Below are 23,801 nucleotides of genomic sequence, written 5' to 3'. Positions count from 1 at the left end.
GCGTTTACCAGTCTTATGAATTGGCACTACTGCGACGGAGCATCGCCTAGAAGGCGTGTTACGTGGGGGCGAAACAAGGTTTCTCGCCACGTGGAAAGAACATCAGGCTTTAACCCCTGAACCCGCGTTTCGTCAACCGAAAACCAGTACCATTTAAGCAGTTGATTCAACTGTTTTTTAGACGCTATTACGTCAGCATTAACCCCGTTATCTTTGGCAATTTGCTCACTGACCTCTTTTAACTCTGCGAGCGTCTTTTTATATTTCGCAACATCAATAAGTCGCAATACAACGGGAAGTCTTAGCTTTTCGGGCGTTTGCGCATACTTCGCCCTGGCCTCTTCAATCAATGCAATAATGATGTCACCGTAGCGCCTCACCGACTGATGATTAACGCCATTAATCCGTGACAGTGCAGATTTGTTGTCTATTAGACGCTGCGCTGCTTCGAATAAGTGTCCTTCCTTAAAAACAAAATTGAGCGCCAAGTCTTTCTTTCTCGCCGTATTTAATCGCCATGCAGCTAAAGCTTGAAGCACAGTGAGCTGTTCGCTGTTCAAACGCCAGTTGTTTTTAATACTCAAATAGGCAAAGTCTTCTGGCATTTGTGCGCGCTTTTTCTCAATCAGTAGGTCTATCTCTTGATAAATCCAGTGCACTTTACCTGCTGCCTGTACTTTGCTGGCTAGCTGCTGATAGCACGGCAGAAGATACAGAACATCATTAGCAGCATAGCTTAGCTGAGCCTCTCGAAGGGGTCTGGCTAGCCAGTCTGTGCGTGACTCTCCCTTGTCTAAGCTAATATCGCAAAGCAGTTCCACTAACTTCGCGTAGCCTAAAGACGGTCCCATATCCAGCATACTTCCCGCCAACTGTGTATCAAATACGGGCGTTGGGACAGTACCAAAAGCGGTAAGAAAAGCTTCCATGTCTTCTGAACATGAGTGAAGCACCTTTACCACTTCTGTATTTTCCATGAGCGCGATAAACGGCTGCATGTTGTCAATAGCGAGAGGATCGATAAGCACAAGCTGGTGCCCGTCATACAGCTGGATTAAGCCTAAATGTGGCGTAAGCGTTCTTGTTCTTACAAATTCGGTGTCTAAGGCTACAGCTTCTTGACGTTGTGCAGCAGTACACACCTTGTCTAATTGTTCAAATGTCGTAATTAATTGATATTGCATATTTTTGCACAGTAATAAAAAAGCCGGCTAACGCCGGCTTTCACAAAACTATTTCATTCGAATTAGTCTCGAAGCTCCCGACGCAGAATTTTACCCACATTGGTTTTCGGTAAGTCGTCTTTAAAAACAACTTGCTTAGGCACCTTATAACCCGTTAAGTGGTTACGACAGTGCGCGATAACGTCTTTTTCAGTCAAGGCGTCGTTGTTCTTAACTACAAACAATTTAACAACTTCGCCACTGACTTCATGGGGAACCCCCACTGCTGCCGCTTCAACAATATTTTCATGCATTGCGGCAACTTCTTCGATTTCGTTAGGAAACACGTTAAAGCCTGATACCAGGATCATATCCTTTTTACGGTCAACAATATAGAAGTAACCTTCATCATCTACCGTTGCAATATCACCTGTTGCAAGCCATCCATCTTTAAGAATGTCTTCTGTTGCTTCTGGACGGTTCAAATACCCTTTCATGACCTGAGGACCTTTCACCCACAATTCACCCGGCTCTCCCTTTTCAACGGGATTACCGTCATCATCAAGTAGTTTGATGTCTGTCGATGGAACAGGCATACCGATGGCGCCTTTATAAGCTTCGATTTGCGGTGGGTTTACTGCAACTACAGGTGAACATTCTGTAAGGCCGTAACCTTCCAGTAGTACCGTGCCAGTTACTTTTTCCCACTTTTCAGCAACAGGACGCTGAACGGCCATACCGCCACCTAAACCAAACTTGAACTTGCTAAAGTCTAATTCGTCGAACCCAGGGGTATTTAGCAGGCCGTTAAAAAGCGTGTTTACGCCAGGTAAGATAGTGAAGGGGTACTTGCTTAATTCGTTGACGAAAGCAGGCATGTCCCGAGGATTAGTTATAAGTAAGTTGCGGCAACCATACTTAACGAACATAAGGCAATTCGCCAGTAGCGCAAAGATATGGTAAAGGGGAAGTGCGGTTACTACGAAATCTTCACCTTCTTCAATCACCGTCTCTAAAATACCTGAGACCTGCTCAAGGTTAGCCACCATATTGCGGTGTGTGAGCATTGCTCCTTTAGATACCCCTGTGGTTCCACCTGTATACTGGAGAAACGCTAAATCGCCACTATCAATTTCAGGACGCTTATATTCCAGCGACTGGCCTTTTTTAACCGCTGACATAAAAGACGTAGTTTCAGGGAGATTGAAAGAGGGCACCATTTTCTTAACGTATTTGACTACTGCGTTAACTATCCAACGCTTTGGTGCGGGCAGCATATCACCCAAGGCGGTTAGGAAAACTTCTTGAAGATTCGTCTCTGCAATAACCTCTTCAAGGGTACACGCAAAGTTCTCGACGATTACGATGGCTTTAGCATTGGCATCATTAAGCTGATGCTTCAATTCACGAGCGGTGTAAAGAGGGTTAACGTTAACCACGACCATACCCGCGCGCAAAATACCGAACATGGCGATAGGATATTGAAGAAGGTTTGGCATCATGATTGCCACTGCGTCACCACGCTTCAATCCGCTTGCCTGCAAATAAGCAGCAAATTGAGCAGACAAGGTATCTAACTCTTCAAACGTAATTGAATGCCCCATGTTAATGAAGGCTTCTTTATTTTTAAACTTTTTTACTGACTGCTCGAAAATGTCTACTACAGATGCATAGCGATCGGCATCAATTTCTGCGGAAACGCGAGGGTCGTAATGCTTAAGCCAGGTTTTTTCCACCAAAACCTCCTCTACTTTATTCTTATACTATTTGATGAACGCATGGGGAGCCACGTTCACGTAACTGGTCTGATAACTTGCGAATAGTATAGGAAGTGTAAAAAAAAATAAACGGTACAATTTACAATTGCTCAACAAATTGACGTATTAGTACCCCTATATCGTCAGTATTTTCCATGTGAATATGGTGGCCGCCTACAAATCGTTCGAACTGTGCATTTAAAAGCCAGTCTTTTCTTTTCGAAAACACACTGTCTAGTTTCTTAAAACTGTTAGACGCACCGATGAAAAGTACAGGGCATACAATAGCACGCATCACCGATTCTGCCTGTTTTTCTGTAAGTCTAAGAGTAGATTTGGTTCGAAGTTTAGGATCGCTGGACCAAAAACAATGCCCGCCTGCATCCTGCGTTAAGTTTCTGGATAAAATTGAGCGTGCGTGTTCTTCGGGTATATCCGATATCTTGCACCTTGCTTTTACTGCGTCCTCTAAATCGACTAAACGAAGTTTATTGCGCGACTTGGCATGGCGACTAATAATAGCTTCACGCATTTGTGACGGTGTCGTTTCTTCAGATTCAGTAAGGGGGCCACAGGCATCAATACTTATCACCGCTGATACTTTTTCAGGAAACAGCGCAGCAAACATACTTGCCAAGATCCCACCCAAAGAGTGACCTAGCAAAATCACATCTTTCCACCCTTGGGTTTCTATTAATGCATACAAATCCTGAAGATAGTCAGCTTGGTTATAGTGGGCACCTGCCGCTCGATGACCCGAGCGACCGTGACCAGCAAGGTCAATCGCGACGAAACGGTGAGTTTGAAGATAAGGTGCCAATAACCTTAAACTTTCTGCGTTGTCCAAAAAACCGTGCAATCCGATGACGACGTTACCGCCCCCTTGATTGTCCAATGCCGCTAAAGTGAGGTTTCCAATATTAAATTCTGTTTCAATCATAGTGTCCTTCCCGGCAGACTATTGCCGCCCAAATCCATGTTAGCCAGAAAAAATTAAAAAAGGCGGCAATTTTATGCCGCCTTCTGTTACGTGAATTATTTTTGCTGCTGGTTCGTCTGATTGGTCGAACGCGTTCCCCTGCTTTGGGACTTAGCACTTACCTTTTTTGTACTAGGCATAGCAGAGCGGCTCGGCGCATTGCTATACCGAATGATACGTGTGTGGCTAAATCCGGGATGTCCCCACCCCATATTGCGCCATCCAAACGGGTGATAAAATGGCCCCACCCCGCCCCAAAATGGGGAATACCAACCTGTGAAACTATTAAATCCGAAAGTATCCATGTGATAAACATCACGGTCGCGCCACATGTGGTAATCATCGGCAATAATTGTGGGATAAATATAGGGTTGCTCACCCACCATACCCATCGTAGGTGCGGTAATAGTACCTAGAAAGGTTGCCGAACGACCTTCTTCAAATACAATGGGGTCGACAAATCCGTCAATCTGAACTTTAAAGCGCCCCGAGGTTTCCCCACTCGTGCCGGGCTTGCCGTAATGGTTTAACGGAAAATGAGCAAGTTCAATAAAAGTTTTGTCAGGTTTATTTTCTACCCCGACAATTAAACCACCCCAACGCGCTTTCTGACCTTGCGCATTGGCACCTGAAGTTACCGCCTTTGAGTAGCTGACCAGTTGCGTGCCTTCTGGCACCTCAATGCTATCAGGTACGATGGAACAGCCGGTAAACAAGAAGACTGTGAGTAAAACTAAATAACGAGACATTAAAGCGCTCCTTTGAACCCCGGAAAAAGTGCCGTGTTAATAATGCACTTAATCAAAGCAAACCCTGAATTTCATGATAAAAAGCGATGTATTTTCTTTAGCAGGTCTACAAGTTGTTTTTCGTATCTCTTTAACTTGAAAAGAAAAAGCACACGCTATTGATCTAAACATTAGCATTAATACGAAGCGACAACCACTGCCGTTCAATTACAATTATGCTAATACAAGATTAACTAGATCTTAGAGTTGCCTTCCATTCATTCGTTCAGTTAATACTAGTCCGCATAGACAATTAAACAAAAATGTAATCTTTGCGTAAGTGTTTTGATTAACTACAGTGTTTTGATTAACTACAGTGCGCTACTACATGTAAAAAAGTGGAGGTAAAGCGAATACATTAACAAAAGCCCGTGACGTTCATTACAAGGCAATTAAAAAATCTGCGTTTTAGGCGTAAATATCAACGCCAAACATTCCTCGAATTGACTCTCGCTGCGCTTGTTTTTCGAAACTGGTGTAAGAGGCGATAGCGTTTTGAGAATAATTATTGCCGTCTTCGCGAATAAATTGCTGATATGCTTTTGCGTTATCTGTGCCTTGTTTATCAGGCGTAACAACGATCGCCCTGGCAGACGATTCACTTTGCCCTTTGCTTTGCTGCTCAGGGTCTTTGTTTATTTTAGCTACCCGCCCCTGCGAAGGCTCTGAAGACGGTAAAGCAAAATTATTGTTAATTATCATACGAAGTTTTTAAGGCAAAATTTGTACCAAATTATAATAGGTTTGCAGCACATAAACGCTACAAACCACTTTTATATGGATTATCTTCCCGGCAGTTTTTTCCACGTCACTTTGTCTCGAAGATAAACAGGTTCTACATTAACTGCATCAAACACGTCACCAGTCTCTTGCGCTTTTGATGCCAAGCTAAGCATATATTCTGCGTTTGGTAGGGAAACGTCTTCATGGCTTTCACCACATGTATTTGCGCGCCACTCGCTGAGCTTTTCATATGCAGTCCAACCGGAGCCTGCGGTAACAATTTTTTTGCTAACTTCCTGGTCCATTGAATCAAGTTGTTCCAAAGCCTTTTCAGGCGGACAAACCTGCTCATCAATTATTCGATAGACGCCATCAGGAGTGTGAGAATACACGGCAAAGTAAACTTCATCCATGCGGGCATCCGAAGCTACTGCAATAATTGCGCTTTCATCGTTGATTTTGGCTGCAGTCTCGACCGCCATGGCTTCAAGCGTGCTTATTCCGGCAACCTTCAGCCCCGTACCAAGCGCTAAACCTTGTATCATGCCAGTAGCTATACGAACCCCGGTAAAACTGCCAGGGCCCCGACCGAACGCGAGTAAGTCTAGGTCATTTAACGTGATATTCGCTTCTTTTAATACCTCGTCAACCATGGGAAGCAAACGCTGACTGTGCTGCTGTGGGCATATTTCAAAACGGGTAATACGTGTTCCGTTGTGCTGTAATGCTACCGAACATGCTTCGGTTGCCGTATCTATCGCTAAAATATTCATGTATGTCTCTTGTGTTGTATAACCTAAAATCGACCTCTGCTTATAATTTCCAAGAAGCCGATATTTAGGGCTTTAACTTAGGCTTCATCAATGCCGGCTAAAAATTTTTCTACTTCATCTAAGCTTCTCGTTCGCTTCATATCTGGCAAGCTTCCGACAAAGGTTTTAGCGTAAGGTTTCGTGACTAAGCGATTATCACAAATAACCAATACGCCTTTATCTGTAGGGTCTCGAATTAATCTTCCTGCACCTTGCTTAAGGGTAATTACAGCCTGTGGGATCTGAATTACACCAAAAGGGTTAGCCCCACGTTTTTTCACATCTTCCATACGTGCCTGCAGTAGCGGATCATCGGGCGAAGCGAAAGGCAGCTTATCAATCATAACGCAGACAAGGTCGTTTCCTCTCACATCGACGCCTTCCCAAAATGCTCCCGTCCCCATAAGCACCGCTTTTTCATCGGCTAAATACGCATCGAGCAATGCCTGTTTCGTTGTTGTCCCTTGCACGAGTAGTGGATTGTCTATCTCATCTTCTAGCTTTTGAGCTATTTCTCTTAGCATGGCGTGACTGGTGAATAATAAAAAGCACCGCCCTCGGCTTGCTTTGATTAAACGCTTCGCCGTTTCCAGTAAGGTTTCACGCATTGCATAGCTATTAGGCTCTGGCAAATAGCGTGGCACGCACAACATAGCCTGTTCAGGATAATTAAATGGGCTATCTAAGCCTAGTGTTTCTGCATCTTCCAAACCCATTCGTCGCTGAAAGTGTTCGAAACCGCCATTAACCATTAACGTCGCTGAAGTAAAAATCCACCCGCGAGGCGGTGAAGATACGAATCGCCTGAATTTCGCAGCAATAGATAACGGAGTTAGATGCATAATCAAATGGCGTTGGGTTGTTTCATACCACAAACTCACGTTTTCCTGCTTATTGTCGCTGAGTGCATCAAGTTGCTCTCTTGCCGCCACCACACGCTCATACATATTATCTAAGTCTTTGTCCCGACCAATATGCAGTTTACACACCTCGTGCAACACGCCGAGAGCTTCGGCAAGCTTACCCACCTGCATGCGTACGTCGTCACGGTCTAACGCTTCCGCCCAGTTCCCTCGCTCTGCTGTATCAGGAAACAGAAGGCGCAAATCAGATGCGATCATTCTGCATTTGTCGGCCGCTTTATCTAGCTGCCCCGCATCTTTTAACACTGTTCTAAATAGTAGAGTTATATCTTTAGCTATGTCGTGAATCTGTCGCGTTGAAAGCGACTCGCCGAAATAATCACTGGCAATGTCGGGAATTTGATGAGCCTCATCAAAGATAATTGCATCGGCTTCAGGAATAAGTTCGCCAAACCCTGTGTCTTTAAGTGCCATATCGGCGAAAAACAGGTGGTGATTGACCACAATAATATCGGCGTCCAAAGCCTTTCTACGCGCTTTCACTAGATAGCAATCTTCATAATCTGGACAGTCGCGCCCCAAGCAATTGTCTACTGTAGAGGTTACTAACGGCAGCACGCGCGCATCTTCTGGAAGGGTCTTCAGCTCGCCCATGTCACCCGTTTTCGTTGTACTAGACCACCGCTTCACTTCTGAAAGCTGCCCTAACACCTCTTTTTCGACCAGGGTGGAATTGCCGCCGTGTTGAGCAAGACGGTGAAGACAAAGGTAGTTTGACCGGCCTTTCAATAGCGCAGTTTTGCGCTTACTGCCAAGGGCTTTCTTCACGAGTGGTAAATCGCGGTGAAATAACTGCTCTTGTAGATTTTTCGTTCCGGTAGAAACAATAGCTTTTCCATCGCTTAATAACGCAGGCGCAAGGTAAGCAAAGGTTTTCCCCGTACCTGTACCCGCTTCTACAATCAAACTGCCTGTGGTATCTATTGCGCGCTTAACCGCCTTAGCCATTTCTGTTTGCGCCTCACGAGGAACAAAACCTTTGATGGTGCTAGCAAGAAGACCATCTGAAGAAAATACATTGTTTATTGTTGGCATGGTTTAGGCGCTGTCATTACTTTTCTAATCTCGGCCGCGCATTATGCCAAAAAGCCTATTGAATGCCCATTAAAGCTTTGCACATTTGGGTAGTGAATATTTGATGAAAAGATTTTGTCTTCTGGAGCAAAAAAATTAGCTTTTTTAACCTGAAAAGTGAGCGCAATATCCAGCTCGTAAGTGTTTACACTCAACTATTTTACGAGGTAATTATGAAGGGTTTAGTCTTAATCGGTTTAACTGCAATGGCGTTCTCTTTAACAGCAATGGCATCAGAAACGGCACCTGCGGAGCTTGTTGAAGAACTGACGCAATTCTGCCAGGAAGTGGCTGAAGAAGAGGGAACAAAAGGCAAGCCAGAGAACGAATTTGTTCTTGAGTGTGTTAATGATGAATTAGAAGCAGAAGGCTATGCTAAAGTTTCGTCTTTAGATTAATCTAGCTAAACTTCACTCTGTTATATAGTGGCCTTGATTTAGATATCGAGGCCTTTGTGTTTTTGCTTTCGCCCTTTGTTCCCTACTTTATCGCTCGAAAAACGCGTCAACCAAATCAGCAAGTTCTTCATCCAGCGCTTCTTCAAACCCATCTATGTCTATATCGAAACGTGTCATATACTTAGCTGCATTGTCGCGAGACAAAGTTCCGTTTTTTATCTGAAACTCTAACTCGGGCAAGGATTTGTCATAGCGAGGTTTAATTGCCCATCGTAAACAATGGCTATGCCTGTCTTTAAGCTTTTGTTTAGCGAAAACACAAAATTCCTCGACGTAATCAGCGCCCTGCGGCCCAAGACACCCCGGCTCAATTCGATACATAACCAGCAATTTTTTATAAAGGGGCAGTCGAGTTTCCATTACACATTCGCATGACTTAAAAACTTGATTATCGGAAATGTTCGCGTAATTAGCCAGTAAAGCCTTACTGTGATTGCGAAATTACTTACATCCCCTACTTTAAACTCGATGACATAAGTTAGCTTCATTCTGTTAAGACGTTCAGCATTTGGCGCGGTAAATTAAACCGCTCACAAAGTAAGTATGCTAGCACTAACAAAAATTTACTCCGCTAATTCGGGATCTTTAATAAATAAAATATCCATGATGATAGACGGATCCCACTCTCGCATCTCGGCTTCGCATTTGAGCCTGATTTCGTCTAAATCACTTATAGTCGCGATAGAAAATGCATCATCCACAATGATATGAACTAACAAATACATATCTCTCCCGCGCTTACTTATGCGAACTTCAACATGCTCGTAAGGGACGTCAGCCAACGTCTTTTTAAACTTTTTCTCAATTACAGCCGAGATAGCTTCGGGCGGCGCTTTATTTATTACCTCATTAAGGCTTTCCCGCAAAATTTTAAATGGCACGGGCAACATCGCTGAGCCAAGAACGATGAGGAGTACCGGGTCGACGTAGGGCGCAAGCATACTATATTGCGTCCCCTCAAGACCGTACGCCAAAATGAAAGCGAGGAGTATAGATGCGCTTAACACTCCATCGATCATCCAAGTATGCGAATCTACCCTGACTAAGTCTGACAGTAAGTGTTTCCCTTTAATACGCATATAAAACGAAATGCCAAAGCAGCCTGCGGTTGCTACCACACCGTAAAACATACCAATGTCATAGGCGGAAGGGTTGCCACCTGCGATAACACTTTGAATAGAGCTCGCTACGGCATATATGCAAGTAACTATAATTATCAGCGACTTGAACATGTTCAAAGTAGGTTCAATTGCGGTGTAGCCAAAATGAAAGCGGTCATCGTCTGGGCGCTGAACTAGACTCGCCACTTTAAGCGTTAACGTTGACATAACAAATGCAATTAAGGAGTACGCCGCATCGAATAAAATTGCGCCTGAGTGAGTTGCAATAGCGAAACCGAGCGCAACAAAGACAAAAACGCCGGCGATGTAAAAGGAAAGCGTGAGCAACCGCTTTTCTTCAGAGTGATGGAAACCAATGTCCATGAAAGTCACTACAAAATTAGGGTGCGCGGATTCTACTCTGATATTTTAAAAAAAATAGTGGCTCAATGAAAAATATTGCTATTTTTTTAACCAATTCAGTGATAAATAGCGCCTAAATAAAATCGACGAAATGCGATGCATTTTTAGGCCACCTTTTAAACTATGAAAATCATTACTCACCCTTCCATTAAAAGTTATTTTGATGCTGATGAAAGCCATAAGGAAGTCCAGCAAGCTTTCTCTCGCGGAGTTGCATATGCAGGCCACTCGTTAATGGTGCCCGAGAAGTTTAGCTATCAAGTATTGCCACATTTTAACGACCGTTATGCACTTTTTAATCAGGGCGAGAGCTATGAACTTATATCTAACGTTTGTTTACACCGACAGGCCAAACTACTTGAAGGAAATGGTCGAACCCGAAATATCGTATGCAAATTGCACTGCTGGGGTTATGACAACACAGGGCTGTTAAAAGGCACGCCTCACTTTAAGGATGCCCCTAATGGACAGTTAAAAAAAGAATCACTAACAACATGGAACGGCCTGTTGTTTCGCGGCCGTGCTCCTCAACTAGATCTGACTTCACTTGGACTAGACGAGTACCTAGACTTTACTGGCTATTTCTATGCAGGTTCTGAAACAGCTGAATACAAATTCAATTGGAAGACCTTTGTAGAGATATACCTTGAAAATTATCATGTTTATTCAATGCACCCTGGGCTCCGCCAATTCGTAAAAGCAGATGACTTAGAATGGTCGTTTGGTGAGGACTTCTCAATACAAAAAGTAGGGCTGGGTCGCGAGCTTACGAAACGTACTACCGACAATTATCGCGAATTCCAAGATGCACTTTTGAGCTGCTATGGTAATACGCTTCCAAAATATGGCGCAATTTGGTGCTTTTTATACCCTAACATCATGATTGAATGGTACCCAGACATTATTGTAGTCAGCACCATCTACCCCAAGGGCGCAGATGCATGCACAAACCACGTAGAATTTTACTATTCAAAAGCACTGAATGAAGCCATGCCAAGCTACTTTACTGCAGAAAAGCGCGCTTACATGGAAACAGCTGTAGAAGACGAAGAAGCCTGCCTGTTGTTAGAAAAGGGGCGGCGAGCGTTGTTTTCAACAGGTGAAGAAGAACACGGCCCTATTGAACCTTTTTTAGAAGCTGGAGTAGCCCACTTCTACAACTGGTTGGCCGGCAGTGAATAGTAGCTAGTGTGATTAACGACGAGCTGAACAAGGCTGTTCACTTTTTATTAACGATACCGAGTAACTTTTTCAGAAATTCCTATATTTATCACAATTATCGCCAGCGCCGTGACGACGCCAAGAATCCTATCTAAATGAAAAATATATATTTTTCTAGAATGGCATGTACTGTGAATCACTCATATAGAATTCTCTCCTCCGTTTTAGAGCAGTATGGAGGCCGTAAACCAAGGAGCAAGATATGAAAAAGTTAACAATCGCAACACTTATCAGTACAGCACTTTCTACTATGGCATTTGCCGGTGATGATATGGAAAAAATAGACTCATCATTCGCGAATTTAGATAAAGACGGCAATGGATATATATCGCGAGCAGAAGCTAAAGACAGTGATATTTTTGCGCACTTTACGCGAATCGATAAGAACGCAGATACGCAACTTTCAATGAAGGAATTTGACGCTCATATTGATAGATATCCTCAACATTTCGACGGTGATGTTGTTTCTTCAGCACGAGCGGAACAAGAAAGTATCCATGAAGAAGGAACAATGGAAACGTATGTAGCGGTTGACAGTGAAATTGACGAACAAGTGAGCTCGGTGAAGGACAAGAAAATGACCCATGAACTGCAGGCTACCACCGAGCCAGAAGTAAATGAGAAAGTCATTGAAAAGGAAATTGATGTAAAAGCAGAACAGACAGTAATTGCCGAGAGCAAATTTGAAATGATGGATTCAAATAACGACGGTGCACTTACTAAAGCTGAAGCATCGCGAAGCGGCGTAACCCGTGATTTTGACAACATTGATTCTAACAATGATGAACTCATCACGCGTATAGAATATACCCAGTATCAAAGCATGAAGAATGATTCTGAAGAGTAATTCAAATAGGCAAAAAAGCCGCATCTGCGGCTTTTTTCACTTACAAGACCCGTTACTTGAAGTGAGTATTCGAATTTGTGAGTGAATCTTACCGCATTGGCAGCAAGCGGATTGCTGTGCTTCACCGTGAATTTTTAAGGAATCAATCATGTTACTTTCTACAAGCATAAAAAGCTTACTGGCATTTAAAACCCTAACCAAAATAAACAGGAGACGGGATAAATCAACTCCTGGTACAGGAAGCTTAATTACTTCCGACACACTGAGCAAAGCGACCACTCCCCCTTCCGTCGCGGCAATTACTGGCGCAGCTTACACGCTTTCAACATTTTCAAATACGCCGAAACTACAGCGGTTTCTTCTAAAATCCACGATATCAGCGTCGGTTGCAGGCTTATTGAATGCGGGCCTTAAACGGCTAATTGGCCGGAAACGCCCCCGGGCAGAATCAGGGCCGGCATTTAAGGGGCCAGCGTTGAAAGACAAATACAACGCCATGCCATCAGGCCACGCCAGTGCAATAGCAGCTGTAGCAGGCTCTATACCCCGTTCTTCAGGCCCATTGCTTTTAGCGTCTGCGGCTGGGCTTGCAGCAACCGCAGTAATTGGAAAGTCTAGAACTATGCGAGATGCCCACCACCTATCCGATGTGCTAGTGGGTAGCTGTTTGGGGTTTGGTGTTGCCTATGCGGTTTCTAAGTTAGAAAAACCCGTAATAGCTGAAACTAAGCAGTTAGTTAAAAAGCGCCCCCACATTTAAAATGTTACACAGGGCAAACGTGCATTATTCAAGGGCTAACATGTCGTTAGCCCCTTCTATTCGTTTACACCTGTGCGCCCTACTCCAGCAGTAAGAAAGGCCGATTCGATCCATTTTCCTGGCGCCCACAGGGCATCAAGTACGATGAAAAATAGTACTTGAAAGACACGAGTTCATGCGTAAATACTTAGCTAGCGCAGAGTTCGGCATGCGAACCTTGCCCTTATTTCCGTCTGATACAGGAAACGTTATGACTAATTATGTTGGTTCTTGCCTATGTGGTGCAGTAACTTTTGAGATTGAAGCTGAATTCGAGAGTTTCTATTTGTGTCACTGTAAGTATTGTCAAAAAGACACAGGTTCCGCCTTTGCTGCTAACCTTTTTTGTCAGACGGGCAAGCTAATTTGGTGTTCAGGTGAAGATAACATCTCGTCGTTTACACTTGCCGGAAGCCAACACCAAAAGAGCTTCTGTAAGGATTGCGGGACGGCGCTTCCAAACAACCACCCCTCAGGAATACTAGTTGTACCGGCGGGATGTCTGGACACTGATGTAGCAGTAATACCTACTGCTCATATCTTTATGTCCAGCAAAGCCTCTTGGGAAAGTAATGTAGTAAACATAATAAAGCTTGAAGGTTTGCCTGAGTAGCAAAGCATTTTGAAAATAAATTTTTGCCTAGAATACTAAGTTACAATTGCTCCCCGTCTTCTGGCTCTCAAATTTAATCGCTAACCGGAACGGCCTCTATAATGCCCACTATTTCAGCATTCCCGCTTAATCTTGCAAGGTCAATAAGGTAATCTTTTTCAAGCTTATCAAGCGCATTTCCCTCTAATCGCGCCTTTACTTCCTCAGTATCACCATTTGCGATCGAGGTTTTAACGGCAGCAAAATTCCCTAGGGAGCGATCGGTTGTTTTATCGTTTGATTCTTTAGAAGTCATACGGTGTCCTTAATGTGTGTTCGAGCGTAAACTAGCATGATGAACGTTCATTTGCGTTTTGTAGTTGAGCAAGACTCATATCGATCAGTGTATTTCGATAAATGCTGTCTTAATGTAAAGGATTCAAAGCACTAAAAGCCATCACCAGCACCACGTTCATCTTCTACCATCTAAACCGTAGCCGATAAATAGCCAGCCCTACTAGGCTACCCAAATTTGAAATTCCCATGGCCCAAGCTTGATAGATGAGTCAGCATTAAAAGTGATACGTTCACCAGAATCCCAATGTGCATACTCACCTTCAAACAAAGGTTCTGCGAACATAACGTCTACTTGCTCGCGAGAAAAATTGATGAACACAAACACTTTTTCGTCTTCGTTATGGCGTACAAAGCTAAACACTTTATCCATATTGGAGTTTGGAACTTGAATCATTCTTTTTCCAAATTCTCCGTTCCCCAATACCGCTTTAGATTTTTTAAGCGCTATCAGTTTGCGGTACAACGCACCAATCTCATGCTCTTGCCAATCGATAGGATCTCGCTTAAAAAAAGCTAGCCGTTTCGTTTCACCAGCTTCCTGCCCGTTGTGTATTAGTGGCATGCCCTCACCCAATACAGAAAGGGCAATACATGCCTCAAGCGCATCACCGAACTGCTCACGATGTGTGCCGTCCCACGCGTTTTTATCGTGATTGCTAACAAACGTCATTCTATAAGCGGAATGCGGCCAGCTTCTCTCGTTCCACGAATAGTATTTACGCAGCCTATCAAGTGAGCATCGACCATATGCTAGCTCATGAAGCGTCTCGTTCCAGCTCCATGCATACGTCATATTGAAAGCCTTTTCATGTAAATCGCGATTTTCCCATTCAGCCAACATAAATACAGGTTTAATGGCGTTTAATTCTCTTACCGCTTGCTGCCAAAAATCATTGGGTACATAGCCCGCAACATCACAACGAAAGCCGTCAATATCAAAGGTCTCGACCCAGTAGCATAGAGCCTCAATCATGTATTTTCTTAAACCGACCTGCTCATAATCAAACTCAATAATGTCACTCCAATCCCACCAAGGAGAAGGACGAAAGTCTCCTTTATAATCTTTGGCGTACCATTCTGGGTATTGGTCTACTAAAGGATTATCCCACGCGCTGTGGTTTGGCACCCAGTCGATAATTATCTTTAACGATAATCGATGTGCCTCATCTACCAGTGCTTTAAAATCCTTTTCAGTTCCGAATTCTGGATTTACTGCTAAATAGTCTTTAACCGCATAAGGGCTTCCCAGCTCACCTTTGCGATTTTTTTCACCAATAGGATGTATAGGCATTAACCAGACAATATCTGCTCCAAGAGACTTTATGTGAGCTAGCCCTTCTCTTACCCCGTCAAAATTTCCTTTTTTCGAAAATTGCCGCGTGTTCACCTGATAGATGACAGCATGCGAAGACCATTGTGGCTGCAAAACGTTGTAGCGTTTCTGAGGTTCAGGATTGATATCCATATTATCTTTCCTTGTTCATGCGAAATTGAAAACTGAGTTTGCGTCTGGGGTAACTGTTAGTTCGTAACCTGTCAGTCACTTAAATACCGTTAATTGAGCGGCTTAAAATATAGGTAAACTCGTCATACCTAAAATAAGTACCCACATGCCGAAAAAAAGTTTTAATCGCTGTACAGAGAATGCCAAAACCACGTATTTGGCTATCATTCCACCCACGATGGCCCCCGCACCGGCAAACAAGACCACATGCCACACAATAGCGTCGCTAATAAATACGTGATAAGGCAAGGATGACCACACAGTAAAGGCAGATAAAATGACGGCGATAGCGATGGACATAGTTACGTTAAAGCCACGAATAATTAGGTATACTGCAACAAGTTCCCCCACGCCTACTGATAGCCACGCCGTAATAATTCCTCCGACAAAGCCGATGAATGGCAGCAACACTAAATCTTTTGTGGAGAGATCTTTTTCGAAATGTGTACGCTTCATCAGCGGAATAGAAGCGAAAATCGCTACCGCTAGTAAGATGGAAAAACTTCCAAAAGCGATATGCAGGTTGTTAGCCCCGCCCCAAAATTGCTCAAGTAATCGCGTACTTTGTGAAGAATATTGAGCGAATCCTATTCCACAAATCGACGCAGGAACCGACAGCATTAATGCGCTTGGTAGCGCTTTCCAATAATCGTCATGGCGGTGTTGCCGTCTAAAATAGGTGGCCCACGTCAGCGCTCCTGCCGTCATACCGCAGCACTGAATGGCAAAACTCGTCGCCACCACGCTTTGTGGCGAAAACAGTAAGTAATTAAAAAACGGCACAAAGACAACGCCACCACCAGCACCAGTAGCATTCGCAAAAATAGCGCCAATCACTCCAAGCCCACCGAACAGGCCATAATCTTTAATGAGTTCTAAAGTAGAAGGCTGGGCGAGTAATAAGATTATCCAAGCACATAACAAGGTGCCAAGCAGTAATTTCTTGCCGGGGTTTCGCTTGATAAAAGAAGTCACAATGGTCCTTAAAAAAATACGACAATATTCGGTTACAAGCTAAATGCACTAAATAGCAAATCGCATTTGTACAAATTTCAAACTATTGTTGTTACATCGCGTATAAGCTTTTACTTACACAATTATCGTATACAGCATTTTGTAAAAACATGGTTGAAGTATCTACATTTGAGCAGCAGGTGCAACTGCACCTTTCGCCAAATCGCTCGGCAACATGGCAACAAACGAAATTTCTTATGGCAAGCTTCGGGCTGTTTATAAGCTCAATTGCCATCGCGTGGGCATTTGCGGGCGCATGGGTCATTTTACCATTTGCTGGAATAGAAGTAGGGTTACTGACACTCATTATGTATTTGGTTTCAAAAGCCACCTACCAATGGCAAACGGTGCTAATTTCCCCTCAAACTATTTTTGTTCAATGTTCAAATGGCGCCCATTTGCGTTTTCCTCGCCACGACACATCCCTTTATTTTTTCAAAGATACTGAAAAAAAGCGCCTTCCCCGATTGGTACTGCAAACCCACCTTCAACAGTTTGAGCTTGGTGCTTTTTTAAACGCGGATGATAAGCAGCGCGTACACGATAGCTTGAAGACAACGGGAATAATGATATGTACGAACAAGTGGTGGTGATTAGTTCTAAAACTAAAGAAACTAAAATGCTTGACGCCTTTGCGCTGAGACTATGACACAAAATTAATGATCATAGTACGGGGTTTCAACTAATTAATATAAGGCAGTTGTAATTATTAACGGCGACATTAAAAGGATACTTTTATGAATTTATATATAGAGTCATTGGAAGGCGGTAATTATTTAGCGTCAACAGGCATGGGAAGCGCTCGTACTCTAGTTCGTAACAATAAGTCTGAACCAAAGACGTTTCATTGTTTGAATGAAATAAGAGAACACTTCCACTCGAAAACTTTCGATAAAGTATGGCTTCGACAGAGTACGCCTTACGAAGAGATGGTAGGACAAACCGATCATCCAGGGGCATTGGAGCTTGAAATTGAATGGTAAACAATAAATAACGAACAATTTGACAGCACTTTGCACTGATTAGCACGTTTTTTGCGTACTGCATAACTAACGTAGGAAAAGCGTGTTTGTTTTTGGGTTTGACTCTATGGAAACCGTTTTTTCTAAACGCTGTGAAGTACCCACATGCTAAGGAGAACTGCATGAATATTAGTAAGTTAACTGTCAAATCACTACTATTTACCGTCATTATGACGCTTACCGCGTGCGCCTCAATGGGGAGTGGCACTGTCGCCGAAAAACAACAGGCCATTCTAAACATGCAGGAAAACGCGCTTACTCGTTTATACACCGAGAAACCGGATACACGCTCTCAAATCAGAGATGCTGCGGGTTATGCCGTGTTTACCAACGCCAACATCAATGTTTTCTTTGTTGCCGCAGGCACAGGCTATGGTGTCGTGAACAATAACGTCACTGGCGCGAAAACGTATATGAATATGGCGGAAGGAGGCGTTGGATTGGGGTTAGGCGCAAAAGATTACCGAATTGTAATGGTCTTCCATACGCAAAAAGCAATGAACTATTTCATCGATAACGGATGGACAGTGGGCGGAAATGCAGACGTAGCAGCGAAAGCGGGTAGCAAGGGCGCTTCAGCAGAAGGAGAAGGTTATCTTGGTAACGTTACTGTTTACACGATGACTGAAAGTGGCCTTACGTTACAAGCAACGGTGAAAGGCACCAAATTTTGGGTAGATAAAGAATTAAACTAATCTTTCGAGTTTTTTGCCTTTATCTTGCTGAATTACAGCAAATCCAGACAATGAGCGCCTCGTGAATACAAGAGGCGCTTTTTTATATTAATGATTTTGATTTTCCTCAATACGCATCCACTGGGCTCGCGTGCAATTTTCTAACAAGTCAAAAGCTTCAAACACCACCTCTTGACCTTGCACAAAGGCGTGTTCTTCATCAGGCTTTCGTCTTTTTAAGGCGTCTAACTTTTCTTTTGTCCCCGCCCTGCCAGGATGATTTGACAAAAAAACATCAATATTTTGTTCTTTTACTAATCGTTTCATTGTCATGGCAGAGTTCGTATAAGACTGAATGCGCGAGACATCAGGGCCGTAGTTGAGCCCAGTACCGCCCCATAACACAGCCCGATGTTCTTCGTTTCCGTCAACTACGGGGAAAATGACCGTTAACGTACCTGGTGTATGGCCCGGCGTAACATAAAGCGTTAATTCAGTACCGTTAACTTTCAATTTTTCACCATCGGCTACCGCAACATCTCGGCTTGGCTTTTTACCCCAACGATAACTGGCAAATTTATCGTTTTCGAGGTAATCCCACTCTACATTACTCATGACTATGCGAGGATTATATGTCGACTTGATAAGCTCAAACCCACCATAGTGATCGCCGTGACCGTGAGAAATAATCAGGTGAGATATGGGCTTGTTGCCTAACCCGAGTGCAGAGAGGCCATCAATTATATACTGTTGAGCTTGCTCGTTATTATTCAAGGCATCCACCAGAACAATGCTCTTGCCTGTGTCGATTGCCCAACTTGCAACGTTGCCTGCCCCCACGTAATAGAGGTTATCAAAGACCTTCTGGGGTGGTATTTGGCGCCGCCCCTTGCCTTTGCGTTCGGGCTTGCTTCCACTCTCGGCACGCTTAGGTCTTTCCTGTCGCTTTTCACCGAGTTTAAACATATCTCTGGGCGGAGCACTGATATCGCACAAGCTTGCAAAGCCAGGAAAATGCTTAGCGCTCTCTAGCCCCTTACGAGCATAATCATCAGCAGTTAGCGTTGAGCTAGCAGTGCAATTAGTGGAAAAGCCAACAGCCCATGCAATAGCTACTATTTTTAAAACGTCCAATTTACCCCCAGCCACAATCTTCTTCCATCTTCAACGTACCCAAACTCTTCGTAGCGCATAGTTTTATCAAATGCATTGTAGAGCCCAGTTTGCAACTTAACATTGCGCGTTAGTTTAGTGTTGTAACCTATATCAAACAAACCAACGCCGGGAGACAAAATTGAGCGCGACGATACTGACGTTAACGCCGTTTCTTCTCCCCTCACGGTCCATCTTGACCAAATTTCGCTTTCTCGAGAAATACGATATGTGGTGTTCAATGTGAACAAATGTTTAGGCTGCTGAACTAAAGGCAAACCTTGATTTTCACCGGTTTTTTGCTCTGAGCGAGTAAAGCTGTAGGCCCCGTTAAATGACCAATTCCCAACATTATATTTGCCTGCAAATTCAGCGCCGTAAGACTCAGCTTCATCTACGTTGATGTTGTAGCGATCCGTTTCATCTAGGCAAACAGATAACTCGCAAGAGGCAATGGCAATTTTGTCATCGAAGTCATTGTGAAAGACAGTAATACTGTACTCTAGGCCAGCATCACCGGAATAGTACAGAGCAAGCTCTTTGTTCAACGTAGTTTCTGGTGACAGGTCTGGGTTGCCGTAAACGTTGCCCCCACGGCTTTCTTGAATCCAACCATCAGCCATTTCTCGAAGCTCAGGTGTGCGATAGCCAGTAGAGACACCACCTTTCAACACCCAATTGTCGTTGATATTGTATACCGCGTATACGCGAGGGCTAAATTGAGAACTAAACTGCTCGTTGTTATCAAGACGAATGCCTAGCGTAAAAGCTAAATTATCAGTTATGCGCCATTCATCTTCGCCATAGAAAGACCACTGGCTATTTTCAATATTGGTCGCATCACCGCCATTTGTATCAAAATCATCAAGTGACTCTTCAAGGAATTCTGCACCTAACGTCAGCATATGACTGTCGCTAACAACCCAAGACCATTGAGAATTTATCACTAAATTATCAATGGTGATGTCTCTCCCCACATTCTCTACCGACTCTTGCTGAATATAACTGCGAGCAGTCACATCGCCATATTTCCCCTCGTGAGTCAGCGCATATGATTGCCTATCGCTCTCTAATTCTGATAAAGCGTTTCTTTCTGGCAAAGACTTACCGGGTGTAGCGGTGCGGGTCTGATCTTGAGAAATGAATTCAAACGTTAGTACATCTGTCGTGTTAGGTGTTAAGTGAAACGCTGTACGAATATTACTGAGGTCTTTTTCTGCGTAACCACGCTCAATATTGTCTTCTTCTCGCTTTTGATAAAGGCCGCTGGCTGTAATGCTCAACAAATTTTCGATTAACGGCCCAGAAAACGCGAGCTGGACTTGACTATCTGATCCACTGTCAGAGTTTTCTTGAATTTTAGTTTCTGCTCGAAGGTTGCCGCTCCACTTTCTAAAGTTCTTTCGCGTAATGATATTGATCACGCCACCCATTGCATCGGAACCATACAAGGTAGACATGGGCCCGCGCACAATTTCAATTCGTTCGATACTGTCCAATGGCGGCAACCAATCTTGTTCATACCCGCCGCTGCCATTTGGCTGAGACTCTCTACCTGTTTGTTTTTTTCCATCAACAAGTATAGATGTGTATTGTGCAGGTAGGCCCCGAACACTTATATCTTGGCGATATCCGCCACCCGTAACCGTGACACCGGGTACATCTCGAAGGGCGTCGGTAATATCTTTGTATGCGCGCTGTACAAGTTGCTTTCTATCAATAACGCTTACTGACGCGGGAGCTTGTGACAATAATTGCTCGAAGCCAGAAGCTGTAACAGTGATGCTCTCCATATCATCTTGTTCGTTAGATTGAGCAAGAACATTCTGAGAGGACAGTGAATACAGTGAAATTGCCAGTAACGTGGGGGTAAAACGCATACTTAATCGATTAACATAAAAAAGAATAAGCTGATGATAATCATTATCATTAAGATGTAAAGTTGAATTTAGCTTTTATCGTCCCGCTTAGGTACTTTAACAGAGAGCTAACGTTCAAAATAAAAACAATATTTTGCATCCACAATGGTATTTGGGCATATTTTAGTCAATTGATGTGTTCAATAACTGTTTCAACATAGGGATTGCGTATGATTGTCGTGGTATTTAATCAAAAAGGTGGGGTGGGTAAATCAACGATTAGTACCAATTTAGCCGCACAAAGCGCGAAGGTGGGCCACAAAACGCTATTAGTAGACTTAGATGCCCAGGGAAACAGTACTCACTACGCGGGGTTTGACGCCAGCGAAAAAAGCAATTCTGTTGCTGATATGTTTAAACAAGTGGTGGGAATATTCAGAACGGCTAAAAAGCCTATTGAATTTGTTCATCCAACCCCTTTTGAAAACCTCTTTATTATGCCTTCCTCACCAGCTTTGGCTGACGTAGAGCGAGAACTCGAATCTCGATATAAAATTTTTAAACTCAAAGACGCACTAAAAGAATTAAAGGGCGATTTCGATAATATTTTTATCGACACACCACCTAATTTCAACTTTTACTCTAAAGCGGCACTTATTGCTGCAGATGGGTTTTGCGTTCCTTTTGATTGCGATGATTTTTCCGCACAGGCTATTTTGCGGTTGCTCGACAATGCGATGGAGCTTAAAGAGGATCACAATCCTGAGCTACGTTTGTTGGGTATTGTGGTTAATCAATTTAATAGTCAGGCGAAGCTTCCTGGACAATTGGTGAACTCACTCAAGTCGGAGGGTTTACCAGTATTAGATAGCTATATCAGCGCCACGGTAAAGGTGAAAGAGTCCCATTCCAAGCGTATTCCACTTCCCTTCTATTTGTCTAAACATAAAGTGACGGGACAGATTGCCGCCTTATTTGCAGAGCTAAACGCGGACAAAACCTAATACTAAAAAGATACATTAGACATCAATATCAATGTGCTTAAGCCCACCGCTCTTATTGTCTCGTTCTTTGTCTTTCGAGTTCTCAGCTGATGCATCAATTACCTCGGTACGCTTTATGTCTTGGAAATTGTCGCGGTCTTCTTCACTAATGTGCTCAGACTTCTTCGTTTTCTGCACTTTTTTCACCCGCTCATCGGGTTCAATCGGCACTTTGGTATTGCGAGGCAAAATGGGAAACAGCAGATCGTTGCTCATACGCCCTCCTAAAATGTGTATGGGTTTATAGAATTTATCGGCCGAGTGGTGCTCAAAATTATGGTTCACAACTTATTCATAACGAATAGTTTTATTATATGTATATTAATTTAGAGTTAATGTAGGAAAAGAGTTCACTTTTGCCTTGCAAATCGAGGCTCAAACCGCTAATGTTTCAGCCGTTCGAAATTAGGAATTATATTCACTAAAATGATTAACTGCGCGGCGAAACATCACCATCACCACAAAGCATAACCTTTCAGGTTCGTGCTGGAAGGTCTATATTTCCTTCCAACGGCGCAGATAGAAAAATTCTCGACCCTCGGAAGGAAACTTCCGGGGGTTTTTCGTTTTAGGCGCAATCAAAAGTTAAAACACAACGTGTAAGGAACGTTTCAATGAGTAACAGCAACAGACTTCGAATTGCCGTACAGAAATCAGGTCGCTTAAGTGATGACAGCATCGCACTTCTAAAAGCAATCGGCATAAAACTGAACATTCGTGATCGCCTGCTGATTGCGCATTCAACGAACCAGCCTATTGATTTGCTTCGCGTACGTGACGACGATATTCCAGGCCTTGTTATGGATGGCGTATGTGACCTTGGCTTTATCGGCGAAAACGAGCTTGAAGAAAAAATGCTTGAGCGCAAAGCTGCGGGTAAGCCGTTTGAATATGAAGTGTTACGTCGTCTAGACTACGGTGGCTGTCGCTTATCAATCGCAGTCCCTAACGAAATGAAATATGACGGCATTCAGTCTCTAGAAGGCAAAAAGGTAGCGACCACCTACCCTTACCTTCTTGAGCGTTATTTCAAGGACCAAGGCATTAACGCAAAAGCCGTAATGCTTCAAGGTTCAGTGGAAGTTGCACCACGCGCGGGTGTCGCTGACGCTATTTGTGACTTGGTTTCTACAGGCGCAACACTTGAAGCAAATGGCCTTGTGGAAAAAGACGTTATCTTCCGCAGTAAAGCAGTACTTATTAAGCGCGCAGACGGCGAACTTAGCGACGAGAAAGAAACACTGGTTAACCGTCTAATGCCACGTGTTGATGGCGTATTACTGGCAAAAGAAAGTAAGTACATCATGCTACACGCGCCAAAAGCTTATTTAGAGCAAGTTAAAAGTCTACTTCCAGGTGCTGAAAATCCAACGGTACTTCCACTTGCTGGAAACGAAGAGCAAGTAGCTATCCACGTTGTTTCTACAGAAACCTTATTCTGGGAAACCATGGAAAAGCTCAAAGCCCTTGGTTGTAGCTCTATTCTTGTAATGCCAATCGAAAAAATGATGGGCTAA

Annotated in this window: 25 protein-coding genes and 1 other annotated feature; of the genes, 10 read left to right on the top strand and 15 right to left on the bottom strand. The window is 43.6% G+C overall.

The genetic code is table 11. The features are described 5' to 3' along the window. Positions 1-26: 26 nt before the first annotated feature. From rnd to GVO62_RS01985, 7 genes are all read right to left on the bottom strand, one after another. Positions 27-1,184: a ribonuclease D gene (rnd, locus tag GVO62_RS02015; protein WP_159117515.1), complete on the bottom strand. Its 1,158-nt coding sequence runs from the start codon at positions 1,182-1,184 to the stop codon at positions 27-29. A gap of 62 nt (positions 1,185-1,246) precedes the next feature. Continuing rightward, positions 1,247-2,899 (bottom strand): long-chain-fatty-acid--CoA ligase FadD, encoded by a 1,653-nt coding sequence (gene fadD / locus GVO62_RS02010; RefSeq protein ID WP_159117514.1) that lies wholly within the window; start codon positions 2,897-2,899, stop codon positions 1,247-1,249. Positions 2,900-3,020: 121 nt separating this feature from the next. Continuing rightward, positions 3,021-3,860, bottom strand: a complete 840-nt coding sequence (locus tag GVO62_RS02005; protein ID WP_159117513.1) for an alpha/beta fold hydrolase — start codon at positions 3,858-3,860, stop codon at positions 3,021-3,023. A gap of 95 nt (positions 3,861-3,955) precedes the next feature. Next, positions 3,956-4,648 carry a Slp family lipoprotein gene (locus GVO62_RS02000; protein ID WP_159117512.1) on the bottom strand — a complete coding sequence of 231 codons (693 nt, stop codon included), beginning with the start codon at positions 4,646-4,648 and terminating at the stop codon, positions 3,956-3,958. A gap of 447 nt (positions 4,649-5,095) precedes the next feature. Then, entirely contained in the window at positions 5,096-5,389 is a 294-nt protein-coding gene (locus GVO62_RS01995) for a hypothetical protein (protein ID WP_159117511.1), read from the bottom strand. Positions 5,390-5,469: 80 nt separating this feature from the next. After that, positions 5,470-6,183 (bottom strand): tRNA (adenosine(37)-N6)-threonylcarbamoyltransferase complex dimerization subunit type 1 TsaB, encoded by a 714-nt coding sequence (tsaB, locus tag GVO62_RS01990; RefSeq protein WP_159117510.1) that lies wholly within the window; start codon positions 6,181-6,183, stop codon positions 5,470-5,472. 77 nt (positions 6,184-6,260) lie between these two features. After that, complete coding sequence (locus tag GVO62_RS01985; protein ID WP_120958883.1) at positions 6,261-8,180, bottom strand: ATP-dependent DNA helicase; 1,920 nt, start codon at positions 8,178-8,180, stop codon at positions 6,261-6,263. Between the two features lie 212 nt (positions 8,181-8,392). Here GVO62_RS01985 and GVO62_RS01980 point away from each other — a divergent pair, with 212 nt between their 5' ends. After that, positions 8,393-8,617, top strand: coding sequence for a hypothetical protein (locus GVO62_RS01980; RefSeq protein ID WP_159117509.1), 225 nt, complete (start codon positions 8,393-8,395; stop codon positions 8,615-8,617). An 87-nt stretch (positions 8,618-8,704) separates the two neighbouring features. Here the strand turns inward: GVO62_RS01980 and GVO62_RS01975 are convergent, their stop codons facing one another. Next, on the bottom strand, positions 8,705-9,037 hold the full coding sequence (locus GVO62_RS01975) for a hypothetical protein (RefSeq protein ID WP_159117508.1): 333 nt from the start codon (positions 9,035-9,037) through the stop codon (positions 8,705-8,707). A 203-nt stretch (positions 9,038-9,240) separates the two neighbouring features. Then, on the bottom strand, positions 9,241-10,161 hold the full coding sequence (locus GVO62_RS01970) for a cation diffusion facilitator family transporter (protein WP_159117507.1): 921 nt from the start codon (positions 10,159-10,161) through the stop codon (positions 9,241-9,243). 162 nt (positions 10,162-10,323) lie between these two features. Between GVO62_RS01970 and GVO62_RS01965 the strand changes: the two genes are divergently transcribed. The 4 genes from GVO62_RS01965 (at position 10,324) to GVO62_RS01950 (ending at position 13,680) form a co-directional block, all read left to right on the top strand. Next, positions 10,324-11,382 carry an aromatic ring-hydroxylating oxygenase subunit alpha gene (locus GVO62_RS01965; RefSeq protein WP_159117506.1) on the top strand — a complete coding sequence of 353 codons (1,059 nt, stop codon included), beginning with the start codon at positions 10,324-10,326 and terminating at the stop codon, positions 11,380-11,382. Between the two features lie 241 nt (positions 11,383-11,623). After that, on the top strand, positions 11,624-12,268 hold the full coding sequence (locus tag GVO62_RS01960; protein WP_159117505.1) for a calcium-binding protein: 645 nt from the start codon (positions 11,624-11,626) through the stop codon (positions 12,266-12,268). Between the two features lie 148 nt (positions 12,269-12,416). Next, a complete protein-coding gene (locus GVO62_RS01955; protein ID WP_159117504.1) occupies positions 12,417-13,028 on the top strand; it encodes a phosphatase PAP2 family protein in 612 nt (203 codons plus the stop codon). Between the two features lie 175 nt (positions 13,029-13,203). Next, positions 13,204-13,680, top strand: coding sequence for a GFA family protein (locus GVO62_RS01950; RefSeq protein WP_373995996.1), 477 nt, complete (start codon positions 13,204-13,206; stop codon positions 13,678-13,680). A gap of 73 nt (positions 13,681-13,753) precedes the next feature. Here GVO62_RS01950 and GVO62_RS01945 read toward each other — a convergent pair whose 3' ends face one another. The 3 genes from GVO62_RS01945 to GVO62_RS01935 all read right to left on the bottom strand — a co-directional run bounded on the left by GVO62_RS01945 (position 13,754) and on the right by GVO62_RS01935 (position 16,495). Continuing rightward, on the bottom strand, positions 13,754-13,975 hold the full coding sequence (locus GVO62_RS01945) for a hypothetical protein (RefSeq protein ID WP_159117503.1): 222 nt from the start codon (positions 13,973-13,975) through the stop codon (positions 13,754-13,756). Positions 13,976-14,176: 201 nt separating this feature from the next. Continuing rightward, positions 14,177-15,481: an alpha-amylase family glycosyl hydrolase gene (locus GVO62_RS01940; RefSeq protein ID WP_159117502.1), complete on the bottom strand. Its 1,305-nt coding sequence runs from the start codon at positions 15,479-15,481 to the stop codon at positions 14,177-14,179. Between the two features lie 102 nt (positions 15,482-15,583). Further along, positions 15,584-16,495 carry a sulfite exporter TauE/SafE family protein gene (locus GVO62_RS01935; protein ID WP_159117501.1) on the bottom strand — a complete coding sequence of 304 codons (912 nt, stop codon included), beginning with the start codon at positions 16,493-16,495 and terminating at the stop codon, positions 15,584-15,586. A gap of 149 nt (positions 16,496-16,644) precedes the next feature. Between GVO62_RS01935 and GVO62_RS01930 the strand changes: the two genes are divergently transcribed. From GVO62_RS01930 to GVO62_RS01920, 3 genes are all read left to right on the top strand, one after another. Continuing rightward, positions 16,645-17,127, top strand: a complete 483-nt coding sequence (locus GVO62_RS01930; protein ID WP_105929315.1) for a DUF2244 domain-containing protein — start codon at positions 16,645-16,647, stop codon at positions 17,125-17,127. Between the two features lie 144 nt (positions 17,128-17,271). Beyond that, the gene (locus GVO62_RS01925; RefSeq protein ID WP_159117500.1) at positions 17,272-17,517 is read left to right on the top strand and encodes a DUF6482 family protein; all 246 of its coding nucleotides are present in this window, start codon (positions 17,272-17,274) and stop codon (positions 17,515-17,517) included. A gap of 161 nt (positions 17,518-17,678) precedes the next feature. Further along, positions 17,679-18,251 carry a YSC84-related protein gene (locus GVO62_RS01920; protein ID WP_159117499.1) on the top strand — a complete coding sequence of 191 codons (573 nt, stop codon included), beginning with the start codon at positions 17,679-17,681 and terminating at the stop codon, positions 18,249-18,251. Positions 18,252-18,338: 87 nt separating this feature from the next. Here GVO62_RS01920 and GVO62_RS01915 read toward each other — a convergent pair whose 3' ends face one another. Next, positions 18,339-19,379, bottom strand: a complete 1,041-nt coding sequence (locus GVO62_RS01915) for an MBL fold metallo-hydrolase (RefSeq protein WP_159117498.1) — start codon at positions 19,377-19,379, stop codon at positions 18,339-18,341. Then, complete coding sequence (locus GVO62_RS01910; RefSeq protein ID WP_173360201.1) at positions 19,352-21,262, bottom strand: TonB-dependent receptor domain-containing protein; 1,911 nt, start codon at positions 21,260-21,262, stop codon at positions 19,352-19,354. The genes GVO62_RS01915 and GVO62_RS01910 overlap by 28 nt, the downstream gene beginning before the upstream one ends. Before the next feature lie 209 nt (positions 21,263-21,471). On the opposite strand from GVO62_RS01910, the gene GVO62_RS01905 reads away from it, so the two are divergent. After that, positions 21,472-22,245, top strand: a complete 774-nt coding sequence (locus GVO62_RS01905) for a ParA family protein (protein ID WP_159117497.1) — start codon at positions 21,472-21,474, stop codon at positions 22,243-22,245. Positions 22,246-22,260: 15 nt separating this feature from the next. On the opposite strand, the gene GVO62_RS01900 is transcribed toward GVO62_RS01905, so the two are convergent. After that, complete coding sequence (locus GVO62_RS01900; RefSeq protein ID WP_159117496.1) at positions 22,261-22,500, bottom strand: hypothetical protein; 240 nt, start codon at positions 22,498-22,500, stop codon at positions 22,261-22,263. Between the two features lie 230 nt (positions 22,501-22,730). Next, positions 22,731-22,848, top strand: a sequence feature (His leader region). 50 nt (positions 22,849-22,898) lie between these two features. On the opposite strand from GVO62_RS01900, the gene hisG reads away from it, so the two are divergent. Then, complete coding sequence (hisG, locus tag GVO62_RS01895) at positions 22,899-23,801, top strand: ATP phosphoribosyltransferase (protein ID WP_159117495.1); 903 nt, start codon at positions 22,899-22,901, stop codon at positions 23,799-23,801.

The organism is Alteromonas sp. KUL150 (genome assembly GCF_009811475.1).
Lineage (GTDB): Bacteria > Pseudomonadota > Gammaproteobacteria > Enterobacterales > Alteromonadaceae > Alteromonas > Alteromonas gracilis.
The sequence above is the reverse complement of the archived record's forward strand: the minus strand, read 5'-3'. Positions and strand labels throughout refer to the sequence as shown.

What these genes read in the sequence shown, in the direction of transcription:
- rnd (WP_159117515.1), bottom strand. Translation starts at nt 1,184, where the DNA reads ATGCAATATCAATTAATTACGACATTTGAACAATTAGACAAGGTGTGT.
- GVO62_RS02005 (WP_159117513.1), bottom strand. Translation starts at nt 3,860, where the DNA reads ATGATTGAAACAGAATTTAATATTGGAAACCTCACTTTAGCGGCATTG.
- GVO62_RS02000 (WP_159117512.1), bottom strand. Translation starts at nt 4,648, where the DNA reads ATGTCTCGTTATTTAGTTTTACTCACAGTCTTCTTGTTTACCGGCTGT.
- GVO62_RS01995 (WP_159117511.1), bottom strand. Translation starts at nt 5,389, where the DNA reads ATGATAATTAACAATAATTTTGCTTTACCGTCTTCAGAGCCTTCGCAG.
- tsaB (WP_159117510.1), bottom strand. Translation starts at nt 6,183, where the DNA reads ATGAATATTTTAGCGATAGATACGGCAACCGAAGCATGTTCGGTAGCA.
- GVO62_RS01985 (WP_120958883.1), bottom strand. Translation starts at nt 8,180, where the DNA reads ATGCCAACAATAAACAATGTATTTTCTTCAGATGGTCTTCTTGCTAGC.
- GVO62_RS01980 (WP_159117509.1), top strand. Translation starts at nt 8,393, where the DNA reads ATGAAGGGTTTAGTCTTAATCGGTTTAACTGCAATGGCGTTCTCTTTA.
- GVO62_RS01975 (WP_159117508.1), bottom strand. Translation starts at nt 9,037, where the DNA reads ATGGAAACTCGACTGCCCCTTTATAAAAAATTGCTGGTTATGTATCGA.
- GVO62_RS01970 (WP_159117507.1), bottom strand. Translation starts at nt 10,161, where the DNA reads ATGGACATTGGTTTCCATCACTCTGAAGAAAAGCGGTTGCTCACGCTT.
- GVO62_RS01965 (WP_159117506.1), top strand. Translation starts at nt 10,324, where the DNA reads ATGAAAATCATTACTCACCCTTCCATTAAAAGTTATTTTGATGCTGAT.
- GVO62_RS01960 (WP_159117505.1), top strand. Translation starts at nt 11,624, where the DNA reads ATGAAAAAGTTAACAATCGCAACACTTATCAGTACAGCACTTTCTACT.
- GVO62_RS01955 (WP_159117504.1), top strand. Translation starts at nt 12,417, where the DNA reads ATGTTACTTTCTACAAGCATAAAAAGCTTACTGGCATTTAAAACCCTA.
- GVO62_RS01950 (WP_373995996.1), top strand. Translation starts at nt 13,204, where the DNA reads ATGCGTAAATACTTAGCTAGCGCAGAGTTCGGCATGCGAACCTTGCCC.
- GVO62_RS01945 (WP_159117503.1), bottom strand. Translation starts at nt 13,975, where the DNA reads ATGACTTCTAAAGAATCAAACGATAAAACAACCGATCGCTCCCTAGGG.
- GVO62_RS01940 (WP_159117502.1), bottom strand. Translation starts at nt 15,481, where the DNA reads ATGGATATCAATCCTGAACCTCAGAAACGCTACAACGTTTTGCAGCCA.
- GVO62_RS01930 (WP_105929315.1), top strand. Translation starts at nt 16,645, where the DNA reads ATGGTTGAAGTATCTACATTTGAGCAGCAGGTGCAACTGCACCTTTCG.
- GVO62_RS01925 (WP_159117500.1), top strand. Translation starts at nt 17,272, where the DNA reads ATGAATTTATATATAGAGTCATTGGAAGGCGGTAATTATTTAGCGTCA.
- GVO62_RS01920 (WP_159117499.1), top strand. Translation starts at nt 17,679, where the DNA reads ATGAATATTAGTAAGTTAACTGTCAAATCACTACTATTTACCGTCATT.
- GVO62_RS01910 (WP_173360201.1), bottom strand. Translation starts at nt 21,262, where the DNA reads ATGCGTTTTACCCCCACGTTACTGGCAATTTCACTGTATTCACTGTCC.
- GVO62_RS01905 (WP_159117497.1), top strand. Translation starts at nt 21,472, where the DNA reads ATGATTGTCGTGGTATTTAATCAAAAAGGTGGGGTGGGTAAATCAACG.
- GVO62_RS01900 (WP_159117496.1), bottom strand. Translation starts at nt 22,500, where the DNA reads ATGAGCAACGATCTGCTGTTTCCCATTTTGCCTCGCAATACCAAAGTG.
- hisG (WP_159117495.1), top strand. Translation starts at nt 22,899, where the DNA reads ATGAGTAACAGCAACAGACTTCGAATTGCCGTACAGAAATCAGGTCGC.